The organism is Rhodococcus sp. AW25M09 (assembly GCF_000333955.1).
GTDB lineage: Bacteria > Actinomycetota > Actinomycetes > Mycobacteriales > Mycobacteriaceae > Rhodococcoides.
On record NZ_CAPS01000103.1, the window covers coordinates 1 to 5,060 of the forward strand.

The window sequence follows — 5,060 nt, forward strand, 5'->3', positions numbered from 1 at the left end:
CGCGACGACGGGGTGGGGCCGGTGACTTCGGTGCGTGTACGCGGTCTCTACTGGTGACCTGAACCCGAAGCGAAGGACACCCCATGACCCCACAGCTGCTGTTCCTCCACGGTGCCGGCGGATTCATCGACGACACACCGCTCGCACGCGGGCTTGCCGATGCCCTCGGTCTGGCTCTGAACATGCCGGAACTGCCCGACACAGCCATGGGGTTCGAGGATTGGGCACTACTCGTTCGGCCGCACCTCGCTCGCCTCGGGCCCGAGGATTTGGTCATCGCGCATTCCTTCGGCGCATCGATCCTGGCCGGTGTGTTGGCCGAGAAAGGCCGGACGCGTCCACCACGGGCTGCGCTGTTGGCGATGCCGGACTGGACTCCACAAGGGTGGGACGTCGCCGACTACGCATTGCGCGGCCCGGAGTCCGAGACCGATCTGACGCTGTTCCACTGCCGGGACGACGACGTGGTTCCTATTTCCCACCTCACGCTGAACGCATCCGTTCTGCAGTCGGCGACGGTGGTCGAGTACCCGACGGGCGGTCACCAGTTCGACGGCATGATCGAGGCAGTTGCTGCTTCCTTGGCAGGATGACCCCCGTCGTGCGCCTTTTGCATCCCTGCAGGGGTGCAAAAGGCGCACGAGCGGTAGCTATCGGTAGTCGTGATCGATTCCCGTTGCCCACTGCGAGCATTCGACCGCACTCACATCGTCTCGACCTCGTAGGAAGTTCCGGGCACCGAAGTCACCCGACGCCGACGTCGCGGCTGCGTCGAAATGTCGACGCGCCAAGACGACCGGATGACCTGGGCGGCCGTCGAACACCGCCCTGGCGAGACCGGTTTCCCGAGCAGCATCGAGAACCGCCCGCACCACCTCGGGTCCGACGTCCGGGGTATCGACCACGTGCACCACAGCGAACTCCGCGTCCGACGCCGCCGACAGTCCGGCCGTGAACGATGCACTCATGCCCCGCTCCCAGTCGGGCGCGAACACGGCAGTCGCCTCGTCGGGCACAGCTGTGTCAGCTGCCCCCAGCACCACGACGACGCGGTCACAGCCGCCCTCGCGCAATGCCTGCACGGCCGTTCGGAGCCACAAACCGTCGTGAGCGAGCACCTTGGGCGATCCGTACCTCGTTCCGGCACCGGCGGCCAGCACTACTCCGACGGCAGAGTTCGACACCCTCACTCCTTCGATCGTTCGGCCGCGTCTTGGATGTTCGTACAACGTCCACGTCGAGTACGTCCGAAAGTTTGTGCTCGCTCGACTAGCGAGGATAGGCGCGATGACCGATTCTTAGAGCACTTCTCCTGCAGCGTCGCAGGAATCCTGCCCTGTTGCTTCCGCGAGGTGCCCACCATGTCCGTTCTGCCCAACACACGCAAACGCGTCCATCCGGTCGACGAAGTTCTCCCAGTTCCGAAACTTGCCGCGTACGGGTTCCAGCACGTCGTCGCGTTCTACGCGGGCGCTGTGCTCGTGCCGATCATCATCGGTGGCGCGATCGGACTGACCAACGAACAATTGATCCACTTGATCAATGCGGATCTGTTCACCTGCGGCATCGCATCGATCATTCAGTCGGTGGGATTCTGGAAGATCGGGGTCCGCCTGCCACTGCTACAGGGTGTGACTTTCGCAGGTGTCTCACCGGTGATCGCGATCGCGATGGCGAACGGCGGCGGCACCGAGGGGTTGCTGTACGTCTACGGTGCCGTCATCGTGGCCGGCCTAGTGACGTTCTTCATGGCCCCGTACTTCAGCAAATTGCTGCGTTTCTTCCCACCCGTGGTGACCGGTACGGTCATCACCATCATCGGTGTCGCGTTGCTCCCGGTGGCGGTCAACGATGCGGTGACCAATCCTGCGACCCACGAACAGGACCCGACCAACGGACGCTGGATGGCCTACGCGATCGGCACGCTGCTGATCATCGTGCTGATTCAGCGGTTCTTCAAGGGATTCATGGCCACCATCGCCGTGCTGCTGGGGCTCGTCATCGGCAGTGCTGTCGCATTCGTACTGGGAGACATGAGCTTCGACGGTACCTCCGAAGCATCGTGGATCGGCTTCACTCAGCCCTTCCTGTTCGGCGCGCCCAAATTCAGTGTCATCGCCATCATTTCGATGATCGTCGTCATGCTCATCATCGCGGTCGAAACCACCGGAAGTGTGTATGCGACGGGTGAGATCGTCGGCAAGCGCATCAAGAAGGACGACATCGCAGCGACTCTGCGTGCGGATGGAGTTGCCACCGTCATCGGCGGTACGTTCAACTCGTTCCCGTACACGGCCTTCTCGGAGAACGTCGGCCTCGTCCGCCTGACCGGTGTTCGCAGTCGATGGGTGGTGGCCACGGCAGGCGGCATCATGATTCTGCTCGGCCTGCTGCCCAAGACTGCAGCCGTCGTCGCGTCCATTCCCCCGCCCGTGCTGGGCGGCGCAGCGCTGGCGTTGTTCGCCACGGTCGCCGTGGTCGGAATCCAGACGCTCTCCAAGGTCGACTTCACCGATCACCGCAACCTGATCATCGTCGCCACCAGTCTCGGACTGGCCATGCTCGTGACCATTCAGCCCACGGTCTCCGAGGGCGTACCGGATTGGCTCGCGATGCTGTTCGGCAGTGGCATCGTTCTCGGCGCGGTCTCGGCAATCGTGCTCAATGTGCTGTTCTTCCACATCGGCAATCGCGGTCAGGCCGTTGCCGGCGGCCCGGGTAAGGGCATCACGCTCGACAGGGTCAACGAGATGTCATCCGACGAGTTCGCCACCACGTTCGGCGGCTTGGTGCAGGGCACTCCGTGGGTGGTCGAGCGCGCCTTCCAGCAGCGACCGTTCGCCGATGCCCACGGTCTTCGCGAAGCGTTCCAGGAAGCTCTCTTGGCCGGCTCCACCGAGGAGCAGATCGAGCTGATCAACAGCTATCCCGATCTCGGGAGTGAGGATGCCACCGGCATTCTCAATGCCGGTGATCACGTCGGTCTGTCCAATTTGGAGGAGGAGGAACACAACAACATCGTCCAACTCGCCGGTGAATACCGCCGACACTTCGGTTTCCCGTTGGTGATCTGCGCACGCGAGACCGAACGCTACGATCGAGTCCTGGCCAACGGTTGGTCGCGGGTCGAGAATGCGCCGTCGGCAGAGCGATCGTTTGCAATGATCGAGATTGCCAAGATCGCGAACTACCGATTCGACGATCTCGTGGCAGATGCCAACCCGATCGCGGCCGCTCGGTTCGGTCGTATCAACGAGTTCAGATAGCGAGCGAGAGTTGCTTCACGCGTGGATAGGGCTCGACGGGTTCAACCGATTCAGTGACCGGCAGGCGATGCATGCGCTCTACGAGTGTTGCGCGTCGTCGATCTGGGCCCGTCGAGTCGCCCAGGGCCGTCCTTTCGCCAATCGAGACCTGCTGCTGGACAGAGCAGATCGGGTGCTTGCCGAGTTACCCGAAGCCGAAATCGATCATGCGCTCGACGGTCATCCCAGAATCGGCGGGAATGCCGACAATCCGTCTTCGAAGCGCGAGCAGGCCGCGGTGACCACCGCAGGTACCGAGGTTCGCGAGAAGTTGGCGGCGGGAAATCGTGCCTACGAGGACAAGTTCGGGCATGTCTATCTGGTCTGCGCCACCGGGAGGTCGGCGGAGGACTTGCTCGCTATCCTCGAGGAGCGGCTCGACAACGATGCCGAGACCGAAAGACGGGTGCTGCGCGTGGAACTGGCCAAGATCAACCGAATTCGCCTCGGCCGCATGCTGGGACCGGAGCAGTGACCGCACTGTCGACACACGTGCTCGACGCCACGTCGGGCACACCCGCGGTGGGAATTCGGGTGCGATTGTTCCACCCGGACAGAGGCGAGATCTCCACTGCCACGACGGACGGAGACGGACGCATCGGTGAGGTCGTTCCAGGGCCGATCGATCCGGGCGTCTACCGCCTCTCGTTCGACACGGGCGACTATTTCGAGGCGACGGCGACACCGAACTTCTACCCGGAGGTGTCCATCTCGTTCACCGTCACCGATCCCGATGCCCACTACCATGTGCCATTACTGTTGTCCCCCTTTGCTTATTCGACCTATCGCGGGAGCTGACATGACCGACTTGACCGGCAAGATCGTCCTCGGATCCAATCAGTACGGCAAAGCAGAGAACCGTGTGGTGCGGATCTATCGAGATTCGCCGAGACACGAGATCCACGACATCAACGTCTCGAGTGCACTGCGTGGCAACTTCTCCCCCGCGCATCTGGTGGGCGATCAATCCAACGTGCTGCCCACCGACACTCAGAAGCAGACCGCGTACGCGTACGCGAAGACCAAGGGACTGCTGCACCTGGAGAGCTACGGCCTCGATCTCGCGCGCCACTACGTCGACGATGTCGAACCCGTCGAGGGTGCCCTGATCGAACTCGAGGAGTACGCCTGGGCGCGCGCGGTGATCGACGGCGTCGAACACGATCACACATGGACGCGTACGGGCGAGGAGATCAGAACGTCGGCGGTGACCGTCGAGGGCAAGGGCGATACGCAGCAGTCATGGGTGATCAGCGGCTTCAAGGAGATGGTGATTCTCAAGTCGACGGGTTCGGAGTTCCACGGCTTTCTCGAGGACGACCTGACTGTTCTCGAGCCCACCACCGACCGTGTCATGGCCACATCGCTCACCGCACAGTGGCGGTACACCACCACCGATGTCGAGTGGGACGCCGTGTATGCGGGCGTGAAGGCCGTGATGATCGAGCGGTTCGCCAATCTGCAGTCCCTGGCGCTACAGCAGACCTTGTACGCCATGGGCGAGGCCGTGCTCGAAAAGTACCCGTTCATCGCCGAGATCAGGATGTCGGCACCGAACAAGCATCACTTCCTCTACGACCTGAACAAGTTCGGCATCGAGAACAACCTCGAGGTCTTCAACGCCGACGATCGGCCATACGGTCTGATCCAGGCGACTATCGAACGTGAGGATGCCCCGGACGCCGGAAGTGCCTGGCGCACATACTCTGTCGTCGGATAGAGCGCTACGCGCACGTGCGCGGAACTTCGGCCCCT

At 62.6% G+C, this 5,060-nt stretch carries 6 protein-coding genes; 5 read left to right on the forward strand and 1 reads right to left on the reverse strand.

The features are described from left to right. The first annotated feature begins 83 nt into the window (after positions 1-83). Positions 84-593 (forward strand): alpha/beta fold hydrolase, encoded by a 510-nt coding sequence (locus RHODMAR_RS19510; protein WP_008717916.1) that lies wholly within the window; start codon positions 84-86, stop codon positions 591-593. A 57-nt stretch (positions 594-650) separates the two neighbouring features. On the opposite strand, the gene RHODMAR_RS19515 is transcribed toward RHODMAR_RS19510, so the two are convergent. After that, complete coding sequence (locus RHODMAR_RS19515) at positions 651-1,184, reverse strand: nucleotidyltransferase family protein (protein WP_008717918.1); 534 nt, start codon at positions 1,182-1,184, stop codon at positions 651-653. Between the two features lie 177 nt (positions 1,185-1,361). Here RHODMAR_RS19515 and uraD (RHODMAR_RS19520) point away from each other — a divergent pair, with 177 nt between their 5' ends. Genes uraD (RHODMAR_RS19520) through pucL form a run of 4 tightly spaced genes read left to right on the forward strand, consistent with a single transcriptional unit; the run spans position 1,362 to position 5,025 of the window. Beyond that, entirely contained in the window at positions 1,362-3,266 is a 1,905-nt protein-coding gene (gene uraD, locus RHODMAR_RS19520) for a 2-oxo-4-hydroxy-4-carboxy-5-ureidoimidazoline decarboxylase (protein WP_008717920.1), read from the forward strand. 10 nt (positions 3,267-3,276) lie between these two features. After that, entirely contained in the window at positions 3,277-3,780 is a 504-nt protein-coding gene (gene uraD / locus RHODMAR_RS19525) for a 2-oxo-4-hydroxy-4-carboxy-5-ureidoimidazoline decarboxylase (RefSeq protein WP_008717922.1), read from the forward strand. Next, positions 3,777-4,103: a hydroxyisourate hydrolase gene (gene uraH, locus RHODMAR_RS19530; protein ID WP_008717924.1), complete on the forward strand. Its 327-nt coding sequence runs from the start codon at positions 3,777-3,779 to the stop codon at positions 4,101-4,103. The genes uraD (RHODMAR_RS19525) and uraH overlap by 4 nt, the downstream gene beginning before the upstream one ends. Before the next feature lies 1 nt (position 4,104). Then, the gene (gene pucL, locus RHODMAR_RS19535; RefSeq protein WP_008717926.1) at positions 4,105-5,025 is read left to right on the forward strand and encodes a factor-independent urate hydroxylase; all 921 of its coding nucleotides are present in this window, start codon (positions 4,105-4,107) and stop codon (positions 5,023-5,025) included. Positions 5,026-5,060 lie beyond the last annotated feature (35 nt).